Raw genomic sequence first — 22,064 nt, forward strand, 5'->3', positions numbered from 1 at the left:
CGGCCATGGGCCTGCATTTGAATCAAGGCGACGACGAGCTCGTCGAGAACCACGAAATCAACGTCACGCCGTTTATCGACGTGATGCTGGTGCTGCTGATCATCTTCATGGTGGCCGCACCATTGGCTACCGTGGACATCAAGGTCGACCTGCCTGCCTCCAGCGCGAAACCTGCGCCGCGGCCAGAGAAGCCGATATTCCTCAGCGTCAAGGCGGACCAGCGTCTGTTCCTGGGCGAAGAAGAAGTGAAATCCGAAACCCTGGGCGCGGTGCTCGACGCCAAGACCCAGGGCAAGAAAGACACGACCATCTTCTTCCAGGCCGACAAGGGCGTGGACTACGGCGACCTGATGAGCGTGATGGATGCCCTGCGGGCAGCCGGTTACCTCAAGGTAGGCCTGGTCGGACTTGAGACGGCAGCCAAGAAATGATCACGACGCGCCACAAACTGACGCGTTATGGCACCAGCCTCGCCGTCGTGCTGGGCGTCCACGCCGTCGCGATCATCATCGCGCTCCAGTGGTCGGCGCCACATATGGTCCAGCTGCCACCGGCGGCCATGGTCATCGACCTGGCACCGATGCCGGCGCCACCACCTCCGGCCCCGCCGAAGGTGATCACGCCGCCGCAACCGCCCGCGCCGGTGGAAGAGCTGCCATTGCCGAAACTGGCGGAAGCACCCAAGCCGACGATCCAGGTGCCAAAGCCGGTCAAGCCCAAGCCAAAACCGCAGCCGCCCAAGCCTGTAGAGAAGAAGCCCGATCCGCCCAAGGAAAAACCTTCCGAAGAGCCGCCGAGCGAAACTCCGCAGAACAACGCGCCTACGGAAAAATCCGCCCAGCCTCAACCGGGCCCTTCGCCGCAGCAGATCGCGGCCAAGGCCACCTGGGAAAGCACGCTGCTCGGCCACTTGGCCAAGTATAAAAAGTACCCGGCAAGTGCCCAGGCACGCGGCAAGGAAGGCCTGAACCGCTTGCGTTTCGTGGTGGATGCCGATGGCAACGTGCTGTCCTACGAACTGGTCGGCCGCTCCGGCAACGCCGACCTGGACCGCGCGACTCTCGACATGATCCGTCGTGCCCAGCCGCTGCCCAAGCCGCCGGCCGACATGTTGAAAGGCGGCAGCATCGAGATCGTTGCACCGTTCGTTTACAACATCGAAAAACGTCGCCGGTAATCCTCACCGTGGGCACTCTCGGGTGCCCACGGCTGCTGTTCCCTCCCCCCGCGCCACCGCAACCTGAACCACGGTTGAACAGGCCGCTACCTAACTCCATCTTCACTTGTAACATTTAAAGACAAAGCCAATCATCCGCGAATAGTTCTCATTAGCGGACATTCGGCATGCCCAACCTTGCCCGGCTGGCTCTCCTCCTACTGGCTTTTCCCGTCGCAGCCCATGCGGATCAGCTGGTCACCCTGGTCATTCAAAACCACACCTTCAGCCCCTCAAGTTTCGAGGTACCGGCCGGCGAGCGCTTTCGTATTCAACTCACCAGCCATGACGAAAGCGTCGATGAGTTCGAAAGCTACGACATGAAATTCGAAAAAATCATCGTCCCCGGTAACACCGTGACGGTGTTTGCAGGCCCGCTGCATCCCGGCGCCTACACCTTCTTCGATGACTACCACCCAGACCAGGCCAAAGGCACGGTCACTGCCGTCGCGGCCAAGGAGTAAGCCATGCTGGCCTGTCTGTTGATCGTGTTTCGTGAAGTACTGGAAGCCGGGATTGTGGTGGGCATCGTGATGGCCGCCACCCAAGGCCTGGCAAGGCGCGGACTGTTTATCGGCGGCGGGATCGCGGCCGGCGTATTGGGCGCCGGCATCCTCGCGCTCTTTACCGGCGCAATCACCCAGGCGCTGCAAGGCTTCGGCCAGGAAATTTTCAACGCAGCCATTCTGGTGGTCGCCGTCGTGATGCTGGGCTGGCACAACCTGTGGATGGCCAGCCACGGTCGCGAGCTGGCAACCCAACTGCGCAGCGCGGGCAATGCGGTACTCACTGGCGAAAAATCACTCTGGGCCCTGGCCGTGGTGATCACCGTGGCCGTGCTGCGCGAAGGCTCGGAAATCGTGCTGTTCCTCTATGGCATCGCTGCATCAAGCCAGGCAGACCCACTGTCGATGCTGACCGGTGGCGTGCTCGGCATCGCCGCCGGCGCCGCGCTGTCCTGGCTGATGTACCGCGGGCTGGTCGCCATCAGCCTCAAGCGCCTGTTCTCGATTACCGGCTGGATGATTGCCTTGCTCGCCGCCGGCATGGCCGGTCGGGCGGCTGCGATCCTCGCCGGTATCGACCTGATTCCCGCCTGGGGCTACCAACTCTGGGACACCTCCTGGCTGGTCTCCGATGGCAGCCTCACCGGCCGCGCATTGACCGCGCTGGTGGGCTACACCGACCGGCCGCTGGGCGTCCAGTTGGTCGCCTGGTCCGTCACCCTCGCGCTCCTGGTGCTGGGTAACCGCTTGCTGCATTCACGTCCGACGCAATCACGTTAACTGCCCTAGGAGCCCCACCATGAAACACCTGCGCAATCCCCTGGCCGCCGCACTGGTACTTGTCAGCGCCCTGGCCGCTTCCACCCTGACCCAAGCCCGCGAGTACCCGATTGGCGGACCGGTCCAGGTCAACGACATGGAAATCGCCTCCTCCTATCTGGTCGGCATCGAAATGGCCCCCATGCCACCGGGCATGGTGATGAGCAAGGACTCGGTGCACCTTGAGACGGACGTGCACGCCACCGCCGACAACAAGTACGGCCTGTCCAACGGCGAGTGGGTGCCCTACCTGACCATCACCTACTCGCTGGTCAAGCAGGGCTCGCCCGACTACAAGGAAATCGGCACCTTGCTGCCGATGGTGGCCAAAGACGGCGCCCACTATGCCAACAACGTGAAAATGGACGGCCCCGGCACCTACACCGTGGTACTGCGCTATGAAAGCCCGCAGATCAAAGGCTTCTTCCACCATGTGGACAAGGAAACCGGCGTACCGGAATGGTGGGGCCCTTTCACCAAAACCTTCACCTTCAAATACCCGCAAAGCTGAAAGCATGAACGCGACACCTGATTACCAGGTGTCGTAAACCCCATGCTGTCTGATAACGTGCGTCTATCGATTGCAGCCGGTATGCTTGGCCCGCAACCTCATGGACGCCCGCTATGACTCTTACAGAATTACGCTACATCGTTACCCTCGCCCAAGAGCAGCACTTCGGCCACGCGGCCGAGCGTTGCCACGTCAGCCAGCCGACGCTGTCGGTGGGTGTGAAAAAGCTTGAAGACGAACTCGGTGTGCTGATTTTCGAGCGCAGCAAAAGCGCCGTGCGCCTCACGCCCGTGGGCGAAGGCATCGTCGCCCAGGCCCAGAAGGTCCTGGAACAGGCCCAAAGCATTCGCGAACTTGCCCAGGCCGGCAAGAACCAGCTGACCGCACCGCTGAAAGTCGGCGCCATCTACACCGTCGGCCCGTACCTGTTCCCGCACCTGATTCCGCAACTGCACCGCGTCGCGCCGCAGATGCCGCTGTATATCGAAGAAAACTTCACCCACGTGCTGCGCGACAAACTGCGCAACGGCGAGCTCGACGCGATCATCATCGCCCTGCCGTTCAACGAGGCAGACGTGCTGACACTGCCACTCTACGATGAGCCGTTCTACGTGCTGATGCCGGCGTCCCACCCCTGGACGCAGAAAGACACCATCGACGCGGGCCTGCTCAACGACAAGAGCCTGCTGTTGCTGGGCGAAGGCCACTGCTTCCGCGACCAGGTACTGGAAGCCTGCCCGACCCTGACCAAGGGCAACGACGGCGCCAAGCACACCACCGTGGAATCCAGCTCCCTGGAAACCATTCGGCATATGGTCGCCTCCGGCCTGGGCATTTCGATCCTGCCGCTGTCGGCGGTCGATAGCCATCACTACGCTCCCGGCGTGATCGCCGTGCGCCCACTCACGCCGCCGGTGCCGTTCCGCACCGTGGCGATTGCCTGGCGCGCGAGCTTCCCACGCCCGAAAGCGATTGAAATCCTCGCCGACTCGATCCGCCTGTGTTCGGTGGCCAAGCCGCCTGCTGCGAGCTAAGTAACGGTATGACTGAGCTGTCGCAGGTGTCGGTGACGGCACTCAAGGGTGTCGGGGAGGCCATGGCCGAGAAATTGGCCAAGGTCGGCCTGGAAAATCTCCAGGACGTATTGTTCCACCTGCCCCTGCGTTACCAGGACCGCACCCGCGTGGTGCCCATCGGCCAATTGCGTCCCGGGCAGGACGCGGTGGTCGAAGGCACCGTCAGCGGCGCCGACGTGGTGATGGGCAAACGCCGCAGTTTAGTCGTGCGCCTGCAAGACGGCACCGGCGGCCTGAGCCTGCGCTTCTACCACTTCAGCAATGCCCAGAGGGAAGGCCTCAAGCGGGGCACCCGCGTGCGTTGCTACGGCGAAGCCCGGCCCGGCGCTTCGGGGCTGGAAATCTACCACCCGGAATACCGCGCCATTACCGGCGACGAGCCGCCGCCGGTGGACACCACCCTCACGCCGATCTACCCGCTCACCGAAGGCCTGACCCAACAGCGCCTGCGCCAGTTGTGCATGCAAACCCTGACGATGCTCGGACCCAAAAGCCTGCCCGACTGGCTGCCTCAGGAACTGGCGCGCGACTACCAACTGGCACCGCTGGATGATGCGATTCGTTACCTGCATCACCCACCCGCCGACGCCGACGTCGACGAGTTGGCCCTCGGTCATCACTGGGCCCAACATCGCCTGGCGTTCGAAGAACTGCTGACCCACCAACTGTCGCAGCAACGCTTGCGCGAGAGCATGCGTTCGCTGCGCGCGCCGGCCATGCCCAAGGCCAAGCGCCTGCCTGCGCAATACCTGGCCAACCTGGGGTTTGCACCGACGGGCGCCCAGCAGCGGGTCGGCAATGAAATCGCCTACGACCTGAGCCAGAAAGAGCCGATGCTGCGGCTGATCCAGGGTGACGTGGGCGCGGGTAAAACCGTGGTCGCCGCCCTCGCCGCGCTGCAAGCTCTCGAAGCCGGCTATCAGGTGGCGCTGATGGCGCCCACCGAGATTCTCGCCGAACAGCACTTCATCACCTTCAAGCGCTGGCTCGAACCCCTGGGCCTGGAAGTCGCCTGGCTGGCCGGCAAGCTCAAGGGCAAGAACCGCGTAGCCGCCCTGGAACAAATCGCCGCCGGCGCCCCGATGGTGGTGGGCACTCACGCACTGTTCCAGGACGAAGTGAAATTCAAGAACCTGGCGCTGGTGATCATCGACGAACAGCACCGCTTCGGCGTGCAGCAGCGCCTGGCCCTGCGCCAGAAAGGCGTGGGCGGCCGCATGAGCCCGCACCAGTTGATCATGACCGCCACGCCGATCCCGCGCACCCTGGCCATGAGTGCCTACGCCGACCTCGACACCTCGATCCTCGACGAACTGCCGCCGGGCCGAACGCCGGTCAACACCGTGCTGGTCACCGACACCCGCCGGGTCGAGGTGATCGAACGGGTACGCGGCGCCTGTGCCGAAGGCCGCCAGGCGTATTGGGTATGCACGCTGATCGAAGAATCCGAGGAGCTGACCTGCCAGGCCGCCGAAACCACCTATGAAGACCTCACCAGTGCGTTGGGCGAACTCAAGGTCGGGCTGATTCACGGCCGCATGAAGCCCGTGGAAAAAGCCGCGGTGATGGCCGAGTTCAAGGCCGGCAACCTGCAATTGCTGGTGGCTACCACGGTGATCGAAGTCGGCGTCGACGTGCCCAACGCCAGCCTGATGATCATCGAAAACCCCGAGCGCCTGGGCCTGGCGCAACTGCACCAATTGCGTGGCCGCGTGGGCCGGGGCAGCGCCGCCAGTCATTGCGTGCTGCTGTACCATCCGCCGCTGTCACAGATCGGCCGCCAGCGCCTGGGGATCATGCGTGAAACCAACGACGGTTTCGTGATCGCTGAAAAAGACCTCGAACTGCGCGGCCCCGGCGAAATGCTCGGCACCCGCCAGACCGGCCTGCTGCAATTCAAGGTGGCCGACCTGATGCGCGACGCCGACCTGCTGCCCGCCGTGCGCGATGCCGCCCAGGCGTTGATCGAGCGCTGGCCGGAACATGTCAGCCCATTGCTGGACCGCTGGCTTCGACATGGGCAGCAATACGGCCAAGTGTGACGGCTGACTCACTTAGACAACCCTCACTTGTATCAAGCTGGTTATACTCCAATGACTGTAGGAAATTGGATTCAGGCCATGTCAGAAGTTGCCCTCGCCACAGCCCCACCGACCGCCCCCTCGGTGATTCGGACGCTGCTTGCAAAGCTCGCCATCAGCTACACGGAAGTTGCCGAACGGCCTGGCCTGAACCCGGCGCAAAAGGTTCAGGCAGTGCTGCTCGATGATGCCGTGGGTGCACTCATGGTGATGTTTCCGCAGAACCAATTGCTGGACCTCAATCGTCTGGCCGAACTGACCGGCCGGCGCCTCACGGCCGTGTCCCCCGAGCGCCTCGAACGCATGCTTGGCAAACACAGCCTGAGCCTGCTGCCCGGCCTGCCGCCGCTGACCAGCTCCCCGTGCCTGTACGAAGAAAGCCTGCTGCGTGAACCCACCGTGCTGGTGCATTCGGGTGAGGCGGGGCTGCTGCTGGAGATTTCCAGCGACGCCTTCAAGAGCATGCTGACCAAGGCCAGCGCCGCCAGCTTCGGCGAGCCACTGAGCAGCATCCGGCCGAACCTTGATCGCCCCAACGACGACCGCGAGGAAATCACCCAGGCGATGCAGGCGTTCACCGCCCGCCGTATCCAGCAGCGCCTGGAAGCGACCATCGAGATTCCACCGCTGGCCGACACGGCGCAAAAGATCATCAAGCTGCGGGTCGACCCCAACGCCACCATCGACGACATCACCGGTGTGGTGGAAACCGACCCGGCCCTGGCCGCCCAAGTGGTGAGCTGGGCGGCATCGCCCTACTACGCTTCGCCGGGCAAGATCCGTTCGGTGGAAGACGCCATCGTCCGCGTGCTGGGCTTTGATTTGGTGATCAACCTCGCGCTGGGCCTGGCCCTGGGCAAGACCTTGAGCCTGCCCAAGGACCAGCCGCAACAGGCCACTCCGTACTGGCACCAGTCGATCTACACCGCCGCCGTGATCGAAGGGCTGACCCGTGCCATGCCCCGCGCCCAGCGCCCGGAAGCCGGCCTGACGTACCTCGCCGGCCTGCTGCACAACTTTGGCTACTTGTTGCTGGCCCACGTGTTCCCGCCGCACTTTTCGCTGATCTGCCGGCACCTGGAGGTCAACCCGCACCTGTGCCACAGCTACATCGAGCAGCATCTGCTGGGTATCAGCCGCGAGCAGATTGGTGCGTGGCTGATGCGTTATTGGGACATGCCGGACGAACTGTCCACCGCCCTGCGCTTCCAGCACGACCCGACCTACGACGGGCAATATGCTGAGTACCCGAACCTGGTGTGCCTGGCCGTGCGCCTGTTGCGCAGTCGTGGTATCGGTTCCGGGCCGGATGAAGAGATCCCGGACGAACTGCTTGAGCGCCTGGGGCTAACGCGGGACAAGGCGGAGGATGTGGTGGCTAAAGTGCTGGATGCGGAAACGTTGCTGCGGGAGTTGGCATCCCAGTTCAGCCAGGCCTGAAGCCTCAGGAGATCAATGTGGCGAGGGAGCTTGCTCCCGCTGGAGTGCGCAGCACTCCCAAAAAAGCCGGGGCCGCTTCGCAGCCCAGCGGGAGCAAGCTCCCTCGCCACAGCAAGCATTCTCACCCCATGAGTTGGGGTGCAGCCATCAAGCCTTCGGCTTTTTCTTCGGCTTCAAATACTTGGTCAACCCCTGGAACCAGATCACCAGTGCCGGGTTGCCCTTGATCTGGATCGACTTGTCCTGAATCCCCGTCATGAACGCCAGTTGCTTGTTCTTCGCCTGCATCGTGGCAAAGCCGTAGGCGGCGTCTTTAAAGGCAATGGCAAACGCCGGCGCAGGATGAACACCCGAACGGCTGGTGATGCGCTGGTCTTTGACGATGAAGTGACGGGCAACCTTGCCGTCGAGGGTTTGCAGCTGGAACGCCAGGTCCTTGTCACCCAACTGCTGCTGGAACGCAGGGTTGGTGCGGCTGGCTTTGCCCATCAACAGGCCAAGCATCCAGAGAAGAAAACGAAATTTCATGCACACGGCCTCAGTGTAATTATTGAGTGGCCGCAGCAGTTTAACGAATTGTGCAAATAACGCTACCGATCTCCCGTTTTAGCAGGAGATCGGCTGGCGTTTAACGCTTATAGCAACAACTTCACTCAGACGTTAGGGCAAGGAACCGGAGCCCAGTCCGCCAGGTTTGGATCGCGGCACGTGCCTTCGATCTGCGCTTTACCGGCGCTGGCGACCTGCTTGCTTTCAGCTTGCTTGGTCTGCGCTGTCTGGATAGTTTTCTCGGTGGCGACCGCTTCTTTCGGCACGGTTGGCAACACAGGCTTCTTCGCCACTTTTACCGGCTTCTTGCCTTTGGCTGGCGTCACCACCGGCGTGGTATCGGCAGTCGCAACCGTTACTACGTCGGCACGTTGTACGCCCACTTGTTGCAGGTCCTGCTCGTAAGCCTGGGTGTAGTTGTTCAGGTCTTCGCTGGCCTTGCCGTTGACTGCCACGATCAGGTCGTTGGACTCTTTCAGGCCGGAGACAATTTCCGCCAGGCGCTTGCGGCCTTCAACGTCATTGACGGTCTTGGCCTTGCGGTCAGCCACCAGCTTGGTGAATGCGCTCTGGTAGCACTGCTGGGACGCCTTGGCGTACGCGGTGCTGCGGTCGATGTCGGAGGCGCGCTTGTTGACGTCAGTGGCGTAGGAAGCGATGCGCTGGTTGTCATCGGTGATCTGCTTCTGGCGCTCGGTGTAGTAACCCGCGGCACCACCGGCCAGGGCGCCGCCCGCTGCGCCGATGGCGGCATTGCGGCCGCGCTTGTCGGAGTCGCCGGTCAGGGCGCCCAACAGTGCACCACCGGCGGCGCCGATAGCCGCACCGGTGACGACCGACTTGGTGAGGTCCGAATCGGTGGCGCGCAGGTGCTGCACCGGCTCGTAGCAGTTCGGGTAGTACTCGACCTTGGTGGTCGAGGCGACCTTGGAGGTCGGCGACGTTGCGCAACCGGTCAGCACAGTGCTGAAACCGGCAGCGATCAACAGCAGATGACGCTTGGAAACCGCCTTACGGGAAAAAAGCATAGGTGTGTTCTCTTTTAAGTTTGACTTGCCCAGCACGGCCCACCGCCGCCTGAGTCCCTTCCAAGCTCGCCATACAACCAACGGTCAAGACCGCTGACCGCTCGCTGCGAGCAATTCCTTCAAAATCGTTGCCGGGTCGGCCCGCTGTTGCTTGCGGTAGTTGCCCACATGGCGAACGAATAACGTCGCGCGCGTCACCAGGCTCTTGCCCAGCACCGGCTTGCGATCCAACTCTTCCTTGATCCGTTGAAACTGCGCCTGGATCACCGCATCGGTGTAGCGCGTGCCGGTGGCCAGGTTGTCGATGTAGATCGCCACCGCACCGTCCAGCGCACTGCGGCCATTGGTGATCGCCGTGGCAAACAGCTGCGCGCTGGCCTCGTCCTTGGCGTCGATGGCCTGCTGGCGGCTCTTCTGCAAATTGATCAGGCGGATGTTGTAGTTGTTGATGGTCTCGGCCACCAGGGCCGCAGACTGAATCAGGTTGCCGGCCGCTTCTTCGCGCTGCTGGGCGATCAGCGAGACGTTGCGCTTGAGCTCTTCGTTGACCAGTCCAAGTTCGGCTTGCAGGCGCGGGTCGACGCTGGCGGCGATGATGCTGTCCAGGCGCTTGGTCGGGTCCTGGGCGTCGTCGATGGCGTCGGTCAGCGAGGCCAGGCGGCCTTCTTTCTGCCACTGGGCGAACAGTTCCTTGTAGCGCGAGCGGGGTGCCGACAAGGCGCCAATCGCCACGCGAAAGCCGGTGGTCTCGTTGCTTTGTTCGGTGCCGTCGGCGGCGAACAACGGGTACTCGCGGCGCATGCCGGTAAACAGCGTGCCCTCGCCTTCCAGGTAGTTGCCGCCCTTGACCACAAAGCCGCCGTAGGTGCCCTGGCGACGCCCGGCGTGCACCAGCTGGAACGATTCCTGGACCATTTCCGCCGCGTTGCCGATCACATCGAACATGCCGATCGGGTTGGGCAATTTGGTGCCGATGGGCATCAACCGTGCAGCCTGGCCGGTGCCACCGGCGACCTGGTTGAATACTGCGTAATCGGCAAGCGGGCCGTCGCTTTCACTGCCTTCGGTGCGCCGCGGGAATAGCCGGCCTTCCAGGTCCTGACGGCTGACCGCCTGGCCGCCGCGTGCGGCGAACTCCCATTCCACTTCGGTGGGCAGGCGCACAAAGCCCAGGCCGCCGTCATCCGCCGAAGCGCCGCGGCCACTCACCGGGAGCAAGTCGCGGTGGTATTTCATCAGCCAGGCGCTGTACACCGCCGAGAAGCGCTCAGCCTCAAAGCGCGACAGCTTGACCTTGGGCAACCGCGCCGCCATGCCGGTGGGTACGTCGCACGCCGGGGCCGGCTCGCCGCTGGCCAGGGATTGCGCCTGGGACATGACCTGGGCGTATTGCCGGGCGGTGACTTCGTACTTGCCGATGAAGTACAGCATCGGCTTGAGCGGGGTCTTGGCGTCGGTCTTGGGCATCAGCGGGGCGATGACCTTGTTCCAGTCCTTGGGCAGGTCCTTGAGGGTGAACTGGCCGTTGATAAAGTCGCGGCGATAACCGGAAATGAACGACTGCTGGTAGCCCGCCTCGCCTTCGCTGAACGGGTAGCCGAGGCTGATCTCACGGTCGTCCAGGGTGCCTTGGGCCAGCACATAGGCGTAGCGGAACACCATGTTGCCTTCGCAGGGCAGCGGCAGGCTGACGTCGTCCGGCAACGGCTTGGGGTTGTCCAGCTTGTCGCTTGCCTCATCGGCCCAAGCCACAGTGGCCAGGGTCAGCGCCACGGCGGCGCCCAGTAACTTATACATCTCTGATTCCTTCAGAAGCCTGGATACGCGCCACACGCCAACCGCCACAGGCCGCCGCCACGGCGCTGACGCCCAGGACAGCAGCCAGGGCCAGGCCGTAATGACGCGCCAGCAGGTGACTGGCGTACTCGCCCGGCACCTGCACGAATAATTGGTTCAGGCCTGACTCTGCCAGGCCGTACAACACGCCGCTCAACACCGCGGCAAACCCTGCGCTGTAGAGCGCCTGCAACACCACGAACAGCAACAGCCCCGCCGTGGAAAAACCCAACAACCGCAGCACCGACAATTCCCGGCGCTTGCGTGCAACCGCCGCCAGCGCGCCGGCAAAGATCGCGGCAAATGCACCTGCCAGAGCCAGCCCGGCGATGATCCAGAACACGATCGACAGGTTGCGGCTCAACGACTGCACCTGGGCGATGGTCTGGGCCTGGGTCGACACCAGCACGTTCTGCCCGGCGAAATACACCCGCAGCGGCTCCACATCCACCAGGCGCCGCGCATACAAGCGGAACGCCGGGTAAACCCGCTGCTCACTCACGCCTACCGCATCGCCGTCCCAGCCAAACGCCGGCACGGCGCGGCCATCGCGATAATCTTCCGCCGCCTCCAGCAAGCCCAGAGGCGCAAACAATCCATCCCGGGCGAAGGCTTCCAGCGGCAACACCTGCAACAGTTGCACCCGGGTGCGTTGCGCCTCGACCCGGCCCGCCACCTGGCGACCGAAACTCGCCTCCAGCCAATCCCCGGCCTTTGCCCCGAGCTTCTCGGCGGCGGTATGGCTCAGGACGATTTGATCCAGGCCCTTGGGCATTGGCATGCCGGCCAGCAACGGGTCATTGTCGGCGGTCGGCAGCATCTCCACCGTGACGGCGCCCAACTGCGCCGTCGCCGCAATCTGCCGGGTGCGCGGCAAGGCAAACGCCACGTCGCCGCGCTGGCGGAGCTGCTGGACAAATTCGCTGCTGAATCGACCACCGCCCAACGGAATAATTTCCCGGGTGGCCGGGTCGTTTTCCAAACGTTCGGTCAAACTGCCAACCAGTCCATATTTCAGGCCGAATAACACCAGCAGCGGCGCGATCACGGCCACCAGCGCAAGCACCGAACACACCGACAGCCACGCATCGTTGCGGTAATCCTGCCAGGCCAGGGAGGCCACCAATGCGATACGCATCAGCAGGCCTCCCCGAGGGTGGCGGTGACGCCGCCGTCGGTGTCGCGACGGCAACTGATGCGCCGCACCTGCAAGCCGCTGGCACGGGCCAGGGGTTCGTCATGGGTGGCGATCACGCAGCAGGCGCTGTTATTCCGGGCCTGGGCCAGCAGCGCCTGCATCACCCGCTCGGCGTTCAACGGGTCGAGCGCCGCGGTGGGCTCATCCGCCAGCAACAGTTGCGGGCCGTGGGCCAGAGCCCTCGCGCAACTGACCCGCTGACGCTGGCCCACGGACAAAGCCGCCGGCTTCTTAGCCAACTGATCGGTGATCTCCAACTGCTCAGCCAACCGCGCCACGCTGCCGTCGTCCTTCAAGCCCAGCAGTTGCCGCGACAGCGCAATGTTGCCGCGCACATCGAGAAAGCCCAGCAGGCCACCGGTTTGCAGCACATAACCCAGGTGCCGACTGCGCAAATCCGCCAGCGCGCTTTGCCGATCAGCCCGCCAAAGCCCGGCGATGTCGGCACCGTTGAAATCGAACTGCCCGACCTGATCCGGCGCCAATACCAGCGCCAGCAAATCCAGCAGGGTGCTCTTGCCGCAGCCGCTCGGCCCGACCACCGCCAGCTGTTCACCCGCACGCAGTTGCAGGCCCGGAATCACCAGGCTGTAGCGCTGGGCACCCACGCCCCGGCTCTTGTGCACCGCGCTCAGGTTCAGCATTACGGCAGCGTCGACAACGGCACGCGGTACAACGCATCGCCCGGCTCGGCATCGCCGAAACGGACCCAATTCGCCACATCGTTGTGGAAGGTTTCGTAGAGGCGAATCTTCGAATCCAGCTCGTCGATAAAATCTTCCTGCTCGGCCACGCTCAACGACAGCCACAAATCCTGGGTCATATTCAGCGACTTGCTGCGGTACGGCAGGCCTTCCAGGTACTCGCCAAGGATGCCGCCGTCAGCCAGGTTTCCGCCTTTTTTCAAGGCCTGTGGATCGCGGCTCATATAGGCCGAGGCGCTGGCGATTTCCTGGAAGAAATCCTTCGGTGAGGTCTGGGTCTTGCGCGCCGCGTCGACGATCAGTTTCAGCGATTGCTGCAAATCGTTGAGCTGCAACTTGGTCAGCATCACGCACACCTGGAAGGCCGGCAGCGCGGTGTTGGTCAGGTCGCGGTCGGCGGTCCAGGCACTCACCAGTTGCGGCGCCTGGCTCGCGGTCTTGCGCCCGAGGAAATCCATGTGCATCGCATAACCAACGGCGGCGGACTTGTCTGCCAGGGTCGGCGCAGCGCTGAGCAGCGGCACCGGCTGCGGCGTGTTGCTGCGCACCTGATGCACCAGGTTGGCAAACACGGTGCCGATCTCGTCGACGCGCTCGCCGAACTTGCGCACATCACCCCCCGGAACCGGCGTGTACAAATCGCCGATCTGCGGGTTGGCGTCGGCGGTCAGGGTGCGGTATTGGGTTTCGGCGCCGCTGTGGGTTTTCTTGCCGGCGTCGGTGCGCAGGTGCAGGGCGTAGATCTTGATCTGCTTGCCCAATGCCGCCTGGCGCACTTCGGCCTCGTTCATCTGGGTGGTGGCGAACGGGTCGTTCTTGCGCAACGCACCGGCGTCGGTCACGAGCAGGATCAGGCGTCCGCCGTAGCCGGACCAGTCCATGCCCTCCACCGCCTGCATCACCCCGGCGAACGCATCTTCGTTGAACGAGTGGCTGGACACGGTGGATGCCTTCACCTGCCGCGCCATGTCGAGGAAGCGTTGCGGGTCGCGGCCCTGGTCGAGGGTGATCAGAGTCTTGGCCACGTATTCCAGGCCCGGGGTTTTCTTGATGCTGTTGCGAAAGCCCACCAGGCCGAAGCTCACGCTGTCCAGCTCGCCACGCTCGGCGATGCGGGTCTGCAGCTCGTGCACCACGTCGCGCACCTGGTCGATATAGGGCTGCATCGAGACGGTGGTGTCGACCACCAGCACCACCGCGGTACGGAAGGCGTCGGCATCCGCCACGGGTGCGCGCGCAACGGCCTTGGCCACGGTGTTCGGCGTGTTGCCGGGGTCGATGGAGGCGACGTTGAGCAACTGCACCGGCTGGCCGTTTTCGTCGAAGCTCTCCTTGGAGTCGAAAATCGGCAGCAGGTAGAACTGGTTCTGCGGGACGGCGCTGGCGGTGGGTTCCAGGGCCAGCACTTGCTGGTTGTCCTCGCTGTTTTTCTGAACCTTGAGCAACAGGTTTTTTGCCGCCGCAGGGTCGGCCAGCAGCTTTTCCACTTCGGCGGATTGGCGCAGGAACATCACCGGCGCCCGGCCCGAACGCTCGGTGAACCTGAGCACCAGGCTTTGCTTCCAGTCGCTGACTTGGGCCGCCGGCAACCAGCCGTCGCTGCGCCCGTCGGTGGCGGCGCCCACACGCAGCCACGGGCTGGCGTCGATGTCCTTGCGCTGGTAGACATAGAGCACAGAGAACGCCGGCAAGCCTTCGCCCGGCGCCCCGCCCGCTTCGTGGGAAAGCTTGGCGCCCGGCTTGCTCAATACGCGCTGGAACAGGGTTTTCTTGCCGGCCATCAGCAACGGGCGTTGACCGCCGTCGGCCTCCACGACCACAGGTTGCGCGGCTGGCGGCGTAACGGTTTTGGCAGCCTCGACAACTGGCGGCGCGGCGGCTGGCGCGTCATCTTTCAGCCACCAGTAACTCGCACCGCCAATCGCCAGCGCGACCGCCACGGCAACCGCTGCCAGCGCCAGCACCGGCCCACGGTTTTGTTCGGACACGGCGGAGTGCTGCGTCGGTGTCACTACCGATTGGCGCACCGGTTGTGGCTGGGGTTTATCGGTCGGGATTTCGATGGAAACCGGCGTGAGTCCGGCCAGGTCATTCGAGACTGGAACCGGAATCGGCAAAGGCCGAATCAGCGTCGCCTCCACCTGCTCCTCCTTCGGCAAGTGGTCCAACGCCAGCAGCAACGCCGCCGCATCCGGGAAACGTTCCGCCGGGTCCTTGGCCAGCAACTTGCGCAGCACTTCCTGATAACGCCCGTGGTGCACCGGCAATTCCGGCAGCGGTTCAGTCAGGTGCGCCAGCGCCGTGGAAAGCGCATCGGTGCCGTTGTACGGCAGCTTGCCCACCAGGATTTCATAGAGCACCACGCCCAGCGCATACAGGTCGGCGCGCCCGTCAATCTCCTGGCCCCGCGCCTGCTCCGGGCTCATGTAGCTAGGCGTGCCGACGGCAAACCCGGCCTGGGTGAACTGGGTGCGGTCATCCAGCGACTTGGCGATACCAAAGTCCGACAGCACCGCCGTGCCATCCGCGCGGAACAGAATGTTCGCCGGCTTCACATCGCGGTGCACCAAACCCTGGGCGTGGGCATAACCCAACGCCGACGCGATCTGGCGGATATACGTCAGCCCCTGCTCCGGCGTCAGGCCGGCAGCGATGCGCTCCTTGAGCGTGCCGTTGGGCAGGTATTCCATGGCCATGTAATACAGCTCACCGACATTGCCGATGTCATGGATGGTCACGGTGTGCGGGTGAGACAGGCGCGCCAGGGTCTTGCCTTCACGCAGGAAGCGTTCGCAGAAGCTTGGGTCGGCCGCCAGCGCCGCGGCCATGATCTTCAACGCAACCTTGCGCTCCAGGGAGCGCTGGGTTGCCAGGTACACGCTGGCCATGGCGCCAACGCCAATCTCGCCTTCGATGTCGTAGCCGGGAATGATGATGTTCATGTCGACACCTTCACAACGATGGCGGTGATGTTGTCCGGCGCGCCGCGGTTGAGCCCCAGGTGCACCAGGCTGCGGACGATTTCATCCGGCTCGTCATGGCCCAGTACTTCGCGAATCTCGTGGTCTTCGACGGTCTTGTTCAACCCGTCGCTGCACAGCAGGTAACTGTCGCCAGGCGCGATCAACAGGTCGACCGACGACAACGCCAGCTGCGCTTCCACACCAATGGCGCGGGTGACGATATTCGCCCGTGGATGCACCCGGGCGTCGGCTTCGCTGAGCAGGCCGCTGTCCTGCAAGTCCTGCACGTAGCTGTGATCGCGGGAGATGCCTTCCAGCACGCCGTCCCGCAGGCGATACAGGCGACTGTCGCCGGCCCACAGGCACACGCCGCGCAAGCCTCGGGTGGCGAGCAGCACCACCGTGCTGCCCATCATGGTCACGCCCCGGTGGGCGGTTTCTTCGCGCACCGCGCCATTGACCCGCAACAGGTCGCTGCGCAACGCCGCCGTGTATTCCTCAAGGGAACGGCCCACGGGCAGACTGCGCAGGCTGTCGACGATCAGGCTGCTGACGTAATCTCCCGCCGCGTGCCCGCCCATGCCGTCGGCCACCACCCACAGGCCGTTTTCCGGCAGGTCGAGGCAGGCGTCTTCATTCACTTGGCGAACCATGCCGACATGGCTTTTGCTGGCGGATTTGAACGTGGACCGCATCTACACAACACCTTCTTGGCCGAGCAAAAATTGCGCAAAATCGCCGGCGGCAGGCAGGCCCTGACACCGCAATAAACCGGGGGAAATCTGTTGCGAGCCACGGCCCCACCACAAGCTGGCACCTTCACAGGCCAGCTCGGCGAGTGCGGTCATCCGCCCTTGCGGGTCGGTGACATCGACGCGCTGCAGGCTGGCGAAGCGGCGGCCCGACAGGCGTGGCTGGCAGGCTGGCGCACCGAGGCGGTCGATGCCGTCGCTGAACCCTTCGAACGTAGCGCCGGCATCCAGCGTGCTCAGCAGCAATTCTTCCGCCTGCTCAAACCAGGCGTCCGGGCCGCAGATGACGGAGGCCGGGTCGGTGTCGTGATCCAACAGCGCAGCCACCGTCAGCGGGAAATAGCGCCCCACCCGGTCGATGCTCGGCATCACCACGCCCACCGCCGCGTCCGGCCCGCACACACCCGGCGCCAACACGAAGCGCCACAGCGGGCTGACCAGGTAAGCGTTCAACCAGCCAGCCCCAAGGTGGTTCTGGCTGGCGAGCAATCCGGACGCCAGCCAACTGTCCCAGGGGCCGATAAAACTCTGTGGCAGCGCGCGGCTGACAAAGTCGCCACGGCTGGCCAGCTTGCCGTAGAAGCCCAACGTGGTCATAACCGCTCCGGCAGGCTGAAGCCGTTAAGCACGCGGCTCTTGAACGGGTTGAAGGCGCTGTTGGCCCGCAGCTCGTAGGAGATGCTCGCACCATCGACCCGCAGCCGCAGGTTGAAGCGGTCCGGCGAGTTGCCGGCGGTCAGATCCGATTGCTCAAGCAGCCGGAACCAGGCCCACGGCCCGTCCAGCGTCACGCCGGAACGCCCGCTGGCCGACGGCGGCATGATGGAAATGCGCACCACGCCAATGCTGCCGGGGTTGGGCCACTGCATCGCGACCGGGCGACTCGGGCCGTGGTCGTAGCTCAATTGTTGGCCGTCGAGGTCCAGCAGGAACTGGGTGATGGTCGCGTCCATCGCCACCGGTTTGAGTTCAAAGCGCACGATCGGCTGAGTGCCACCGGCACGGAAAAACGCATCCCGGATGGTCGCAGCCCGCTGGAAGGTTTGCAGCACGCCCGGCGCAATGCCGAGCTTCTGCGCCGCGCCCGGCTGCCAGCGCCAGGTCTGCGTGGAGGTGTCGACGTAAGGCTGCAGGTACTTGCGGAAGTAGTTGTCCATCACCCCGCCCACTCCGAAGAACTGGCCGAAGTCATCCAGCGTCGCGTCCCGCGCACTGCCGGGCGACATCGGATAACGCCCGGCCAGGGACTGGCGATACACGTTCACCACTTCGCTGACCCACGCCGCGTTCAGTTGATTGCGCACCCCGCCCATCATGCTGTTGGTGGTGGAGTTGACCACCGACTTGACCATGCCCTGCACCAGCGGTGGCTGGCGTTCGGCATTCAGGCTGACCCGCGTGGCCGCAGCCGCTGCCTGGTTTTTCGCCTCGCCCAGCAGCGCATCGCCACTGGCACCGACCATCGCGCTGACCTGCACATACAGCGCGTTCATGTCCGCAAGCAGGCCGTCGATGGCCGCGGGTTCGCCTTCGTTCTTGCTGACGATGCTGTTGAGTTCGGCGAAGTGCGCCGTCACCGGATCTTCACTGGCCGCCGGTGCATTCGCGCTCGGCTGGTCCTGACCCAACAGGCTGCCGAGGCGTTCCTTGAGCTTGTCGACGCCGCCTTCAACCGGCGCGCCCTTGGCGGCCAGCAGGCGTTCTTCCGCCTGCAAGTCGGTCTCCTTGGAGACCGCCACCAGCAGTTTTTTCAGCGGCGAGGTCGGCCCGGATATCACCCGCAACACGTCGGCCGCCTGGGCCACGCTGGTGATCGGCACAAAGTCGATATCCGCCAGCAAGGCGTCCCACTGGCGTTGATAGTCCTGGAAATACAGGCGACGCACATCGGCGGCGAGGCTGACCACGTTCTGTTGATCGGCCTGTTCGCGGCCCAGCACCCATTGCTCTTCAGCGAGGGTGCCGGTCTGGTTCAGGCTGGTCAGCAGGAAGCCCTGGCGATAACCCTTGGCGGTAAAGAAGCCGCTCAAGGGCTCACCCAGCGGCTTGCCGCTCTTGCGACTGAACACCAGCGCCGCATCGCGGCCCGCTGCCTCATTGAGGCGGAAGTCCGGCACGTCTTCGGGCAGTTTCTGGCGTTTGATCCGGTCGTACACCCGCTGGGCCACCGGCAGTTGTTGCAGTTGCCGGCGCAAGTCGTCGATCAAGCGCGGGTCGAGACGGGCGCTTGGCGGATGACGTTCGAACAACGCCTGCAAATGTCCGATCAACGCCTGGCGCTGATCAGCCGGCAGGTCCCGTGGCAGGTTGCGGTCCCAGTCCAGGGCGATCCAGGCCTTGATGAAGTCCGGGTCGTAATGCTCGTTATCCGCGAGCATCAGGTAGGCCTTCAAGCCTTCGTAGAGGAAATCGGAATTGCCGCCACCGTGCAGTTGCTCTTCGATGCGCGTCACCAGACGGGGCGCGAACACGGCGATCAACAGCTTGCGGTAGACGCTGGCGGATTCGGCCTCAAGCATGTCGCCCTGATACAGGCCCAAGCCTTCGGACCAGCTCGGCGAGTCGCCCGCCAGGTTCTTCACGGCGTTGAGCAACGGCAGCACCGCCAGCACTTCGCGCTGCGCCGGGCTCAGGTTCTGCACGGTCTGGCCCAGGGGCGCGACCTTCTGGTCGACCTGGGCGATATAGGCCTGGTTGGCGCGATAACTCACCCACCACAGGGTGCTCACCACCAGCACCAACGCCACGGTTGCGGCCAGCACACCACGGGCAATCCACTTGCGGCGGCGCTCCACCTTCGGGTTGACGCCCACCAGGCCACGCTCGGCGAAGGCCACGGCGGTGAACAGTTTTTCGATGAAGTAGCTGCGCCCGGTGCCGGTCTGGCGCGCCAGGTGTTGGCGGTCCAGGTTCATGCTCTGGGCCATGGCGCCGATCAGGCGGTCAATCGGGCTGCCTTCCTGGGTGCCGCTGGTGAAGTACACGCCGCGCAGCAACACGCGTTCTTCGAAGGCATTGGGTTTGAACACGCCTTCGAGGAAGCCTTGCAGGCAATCCTTCAACGCGCCGAACTGCTGCGGGAAACCGTAGATCAGGTCGCGCCGCGCCGGGTCGCGTTCCTGTTGCAGGCGTTCCACCAGGCGCTCGTTGAGGCGCTGTTCCAGGCCGGCGAATTCGCTTTGCAGGTGGGCCAGCGGGCTGTCGCTGTTCTTGCCGTCGTCCAGGGCGAAGGTCATGCCCCACACCTGGGCGCGCTCTTCCTTGCTCAGGTTGTCGAAGAACTCCATGAAGCCCGGCACCAGGTCGAGCTTGGTGAGCATCAGGTAGATCGGGAAACGCACGCCCAGCTGGGTGTACAGTTCCTGGATACGCAGGCGGATCGCAGCGGCATGGGCAGCACGCTCGGCGTCGCTGCCCAGCAGCAGGTCCGAGAGGCTGATGGCGATAAACGCGCCGTCAATCGGGCGCCGGGAACGCTGCTTTTTCAGCAGGTCAAGGAAGCCCAGCCAGGCGGCTTTGTCCACCGTGGAGTTGCTGTCCTGGGTGGTGTAGCGGCCAGCGGTGTCGAGCAATACGGCCTGGTCGGTAAACCACCAATCGCAATTGCGCGTACCGCCCACGCCACGCACCGCACCGGCACCCAGTTGCGCGGCCAAGGGAAAGTGCAGCCCGGAATTGACCAGCGCGGTGGTCTTGCCCGAACCCGGCGGGCCGATGATCACGTACCACGGCAACTCATACAGGTTGCGGCGCTCATCACCGCCCAGCTTGGCCTTTTTCAACAGGGCCAGGGCTTCGTCCATGCGCTGGCGCAGGGTCGCCAGCTCTTCGGCAGTAGCAACGCTGGCAGGGTCTGGCGGAGTTTCTGCGGCGAGGCTGCGCATCACTTCGGCCGCCTGACGGCGGGCCTGGATCACCCGGAATACGCGGTAGGCAATCCACACCGCGAACACCAGGATGATCAGCGCCCAGCGGCGCCCTTCCGGCACCAGCACATCGAGCAACGGCCCCACAAACCAGATGATCAGGCTCAAGGCGATCAGGCCCAGCAAAGGGATCACCCAGCGAATCACAAAACTGAAAAACGCCTTCACTCGACCCCCTCCGCCAATACGGTGATTTCTACCCGGCGATTGCGCGCACGGCCTTCAGCGGTGGCGTTGGTCGCCACCGGCTCGGTGTCGCTGCGGCCTTCGGCGCTGAAGCGTTCCGCCTGGCCGGTCTTGGCCGCGAGAATCTCCAGCACCGACTTGGCCCGCGCCTCGGACAACGCCCAGTTGGACGGGAACCGCAGGGTGGCAATCGGACGGTTATCGCTGTGGCCGGTAACGCGCACCTGGCCCTTGACCTTGCGGATGGCGTCGGCGATGCGCAGCATCAGCGGCTGGAAGTCATCGACGATGCTGGAGCTGGCCGAGGCGAACAGTTCGTCGCCACGGATGGTCACCACCGAACGGTCGACGGCATCTTCCACCGCGACGCGGCCGGCCTTGATGTCTTCCACCAGGAAACCCGCCAGGCGTGGCCGCTCGATGATTTTCGGCTGGGCTACCGGACGGTCGATGGCCTGCACCGGGATCTCGCCCAGGGCATGAATGTTCTTGAATACCGGCTCGGCATCCGACGCCAGTTTCATCCGCAACCCGAACAGCAACGCCAGCAGCAGCGCCACGCCGATGGCCACGGCGATCCACGGCGGCATGAATTGCGCCAGGCGATCACGGGCCACGGTCACGCCGCGCCAATGGGGCGACAGCTCGCGCTCATGCTCGCCACGGGCACTGCGAATCGCCGCCGCGGTGCGCTCACGCAGGGCTTCCAACTGGCTGCGGCCGTCGTTCATCACGCGGTAGCGGCCTTCAAAACCCAGGCACAGGCACAGGTACAACAGCTCCAGCAGGTACAGGCGTTCGCGCGGGCTTTGCAGGCAGTGATCCAGCAACTGGAAGACCTTTTCGCCGCCCCAGGCTTCGTTGTGCACGGTGATCAGCAGGCTCTGCTTGCCCCAGTCACTGGCACTGCCCCACGGGGTGCTCAGCACCGCTTCATCGAGGGCGGTGCACAGCGCGTAACGCGCCAGCAGCACGTCATTGCGCGCCACGCCGGCCGCCTCGGCACGCTCTTCGAACTGGCGCAGGTAGGCCAGCAACTGCGCACGCAGGCTCGACGGCGCAGGGTGCGAGATTGTGTTGCGCAGGCGGGTCAGCAGCGACAGCAGCGGGCCGGCGGCGCTTTCCAGCGGGTTCAGGCCTTGGGCCTTGCCGGTCAAAATCGGTGCGGCAGGCATCGACAGCGGCGCCGGCTCTGCACGAACAGGCTCCGGCGCGCGGCCACCCGGGCGCGGCATGAACTGGGTGCGGTCATCGTCATTCGGATGCATCGCGG

The 22,064-nt window shown here is 64.2% G+C and carries 18 protein-coding genes; 8 read left to right on the top strand and 10 right to left on the bottom strand.

Annotation, left to right across the window (positions count from 1 at the left end):
- The first annotated feature begins 5 nt into the window (after positions 1–5).
- The 8 genes from exbD to V3W39_RS09305 all read left to right on the top strand — a co-directional run bounded on the left by exbD (position 6) and on the right by V3W39_RS09305 (position 7,649).
- Positions 6–431 (top strand): TonB system transport protein ExbD, encoded by a 426-nt coding sequence (exbD, locus tag V3W39_RS09270; RefSeq protein ID WP_017476711.1) that lies wholly within the window; start codon positions 6–8, stop codon positions 429–431.
- Positions 428–1,177 carry a TonB family protein gene (locus V3W39_RS09275; RefSeq protein ID WP_177043710.1) on the top strand — a complete coding sequence of 250 codons (750 nt, stop codon included), beginning with the start codon at positions 428–430 and terminating at the stop codon, positions 1,175–1,177. The genes exbD and V3W39_RS09275 overlap by 4 nt, the downstream gene beginning before the upstream one ends.
- 167 nt (positions 1,178–1,344) lie before the next feature.
- Positions 1,345–1,680: a cupredoxin domain-containing protein gene (locus tag V3W39_RS09280; protein ID WP_330212520.1), complete on the top strand. Its 336-nt coding sequence runs from the start codon at positions 1,345–1,347 to the stop codon at positions 1,678–1,680.
- Between the two features lie 3 nt (positions 1,681–1,683).
- Entirely contained in the window at positions 1,684–2,502 is an 819-nt protein-coding gene (locus V3W39_RS09285) for an FTR1 family iron permease (protein WP_177119976.1), read from the top strand.
- Positions 2,503–2,521: 19 nt separating this feature from the next.
- A complete protein-coding gene (locus V3W39_RS09290; RefSeq protein ID WP_330212521.1) occupies positions 2,522–3,052 on the top strand; it encodes an iron transporter in 531 nt (176 codons plus the stop codon).
- Positions 3,053–3,165: 113 nt separating this feature from the next.
- Entirely contained in the window at positions 3,166–4,086 is a 921-nt protein-coding gene (locus tag V3W39_RS09295) for a hydrogen peroxide-inducible genes activator (protein ID WP_003213305.1), read from the top strand.
- 8 nt (positions 4,087–4,094) lie between these two features.
- Complete coding sequence (recG, locus tag V3W39_RS09300; protein ID WP_330212522.1) at positions 4,095–6,170, top strand: ATP-dependent DNA helicase RecG; 2,076 nt, start codon at positions 4,095–4,097, stop codon at positions 6,168–6,170.
- Between the two features lie 78 nt (positions 6,171–6,248).
- Complete coding sequence (locus tag V3W39_RS09305) at positions 6,249–7,649, top strand: aminoacyl-tRNA deacylase and HDOD domain-containing protein (RefSeq protein ID WP_177112372.1); 1,401 nt, start codon at positions 6,249–6,251, stop codon at positions 7,647–7,649.
- 147 nt (positions 7,650–7,796) lie between these two features.
- On the opposite strand, the gene V3W39_RS09310 is transcribed toward V3W39_RS09305, so the two are convergent.
- The 10 genes from V3W39_RS09310 to V3W39_RS09355 all read right to left on the bottom strand — a co-directional run bounded on the left by V3W39_RS09310 (position 7,797) and on the right by V3W39_RS09355 (position 22,059).
- A complete protein-coding gene (locus V3W39_RS09310) occupies positions 7,797–8,177 on the bottom strand; it encodes a hypothetical protein (RefSeq protein ID WP_010168229.1) in 381 nt (126 codons plus the stop codon).
- Between the two features lie 125 nt (positions 8,178–8,302).
- Positions 8,303–9,226, bottom strand: coding sequence for a type VI secretion system-associated lipoprotein TagQ (tagQ, locus tag V3W39_RS09315; RefSeq protein ID WP_010168230.1), 924 nt, complete (start codon positions 9,224–9,226; stop codon positions 8,303–8,305).
- 84 nt (positions 9,227–9,310) lie between these two features.
- Entirely contained in the window at positions 9,311–11,023 is a 1,713-nt protein-coding gene (locus V3W39_RS09320) for a formylglycine-generating enzyme family protein (protein ID WP_330212523.1), read from the bottom strand.
- Positions 11,016–12,200, bottom strand: a complete 1,185-nt coding sequence (locus V3W39_RS09325) for an ABC transporter permease (protein WP_330212524.1) — start codon at positions 12,198–12,200, stop codon at positions 11,016–11,018. Before V3W39_RS09325 ends, V3W39_RS09320 begins: the two co-directional genes overlap by 8 nt.
- Positions 12,200–12,904, bottom strand: a complete 705-nt coding sequence (locus V3W39_RS09330; RefSeq protein WP_330212525.1) for an ABC transporter ATP-binding protein — start codon at positions 12,902–12,904, stop codon at positions 12,200–12,202. The genes V3W39_RS09325 and V3W39_RS09330 overlap by 1 nt, the downstream gene beginning before the upstream one ends.
- A complete protein-coding gene (locus V3W39_RS09335) occupies positions 12,904–15,906 on the bottom strand; it encodes a serine/threonine-protein kinase (RefSeq protein WP_330212526.1) in 3,003 nt (1,000 codons plus the stop codon). Before V3W39_RS09335 ends, V3W39_RS09330 begins: the two co-directional genes overlap by 1 nt.
- Positions 15,903–16,622 (bottom strand): PP2C family protein-serine/threonine phosphatase, encoded by a 720-nt coding sequence (locus V3W39_RS09340; protein WP_330212527.1) that lies wholly within the window; start codon positions 16,620–16,622, stop codon positions 15,903–15,905. The genes V3W39_RS09335 and V3W39_RS09340 overlap by 4 nt, the downstream gene beginning before the upstream one ends.
- A complete protein-coding gene (gene tagF / locus V3W39_RS09345) occupies positions 16,623–17,276 on the bottom strand; it encodes a type VI secretion system-associated protein TagF (RefSeq protein ID WP_177119971.1) in 654 nt (217 codons plus the stop codon). It abuts the gene before it with no gap.
- Positions 17,273–20,773 carry a type VI secretion system membrane subunit TssM gene (gene tssM, locus V3W39_RS09350; protein ID WP_330212528.1) on the bottom strand — a complete coding sequence of 1,167 codons (3,501 nt, stop codon included), beginning with the start codon at positions 20,771–20,773 and terminating at the stop codon, positions 17,273–17,275. The genes tagF and tssM overlap by 4 nt, the downstream gene beginning before the upstream one ends.
- Complete coding sequence (locus V3W39_RS09355; protein ID WP_063033833.1) at positions 20,770–22,059, bottom strand: DotU family type VI secretion system protein; 1,290 nt, start codon at positions 22,057–22,059, stop codon at positions 20,770–20,772. The genes tssM and V3W39_RS09355 overlap by 4 nt, the downstream gene beginning before the upstream one ends.
- Positions 22,060–22,064: the final 5 nt, after the last annotated feature.

The sequence above is a fragment of the Pseudomonas sp. Z18(2022) genome (assembly GCF_036346535.1).
GTDB classification, from domain to species: domain Bacteria; phylum Pseudomonadota; class Gammaproteobacteria; order Pseudomonadales; family Pseudomonadaceae; genus Aquipseudomonas; species Aquipseudomonas yamanorum_A.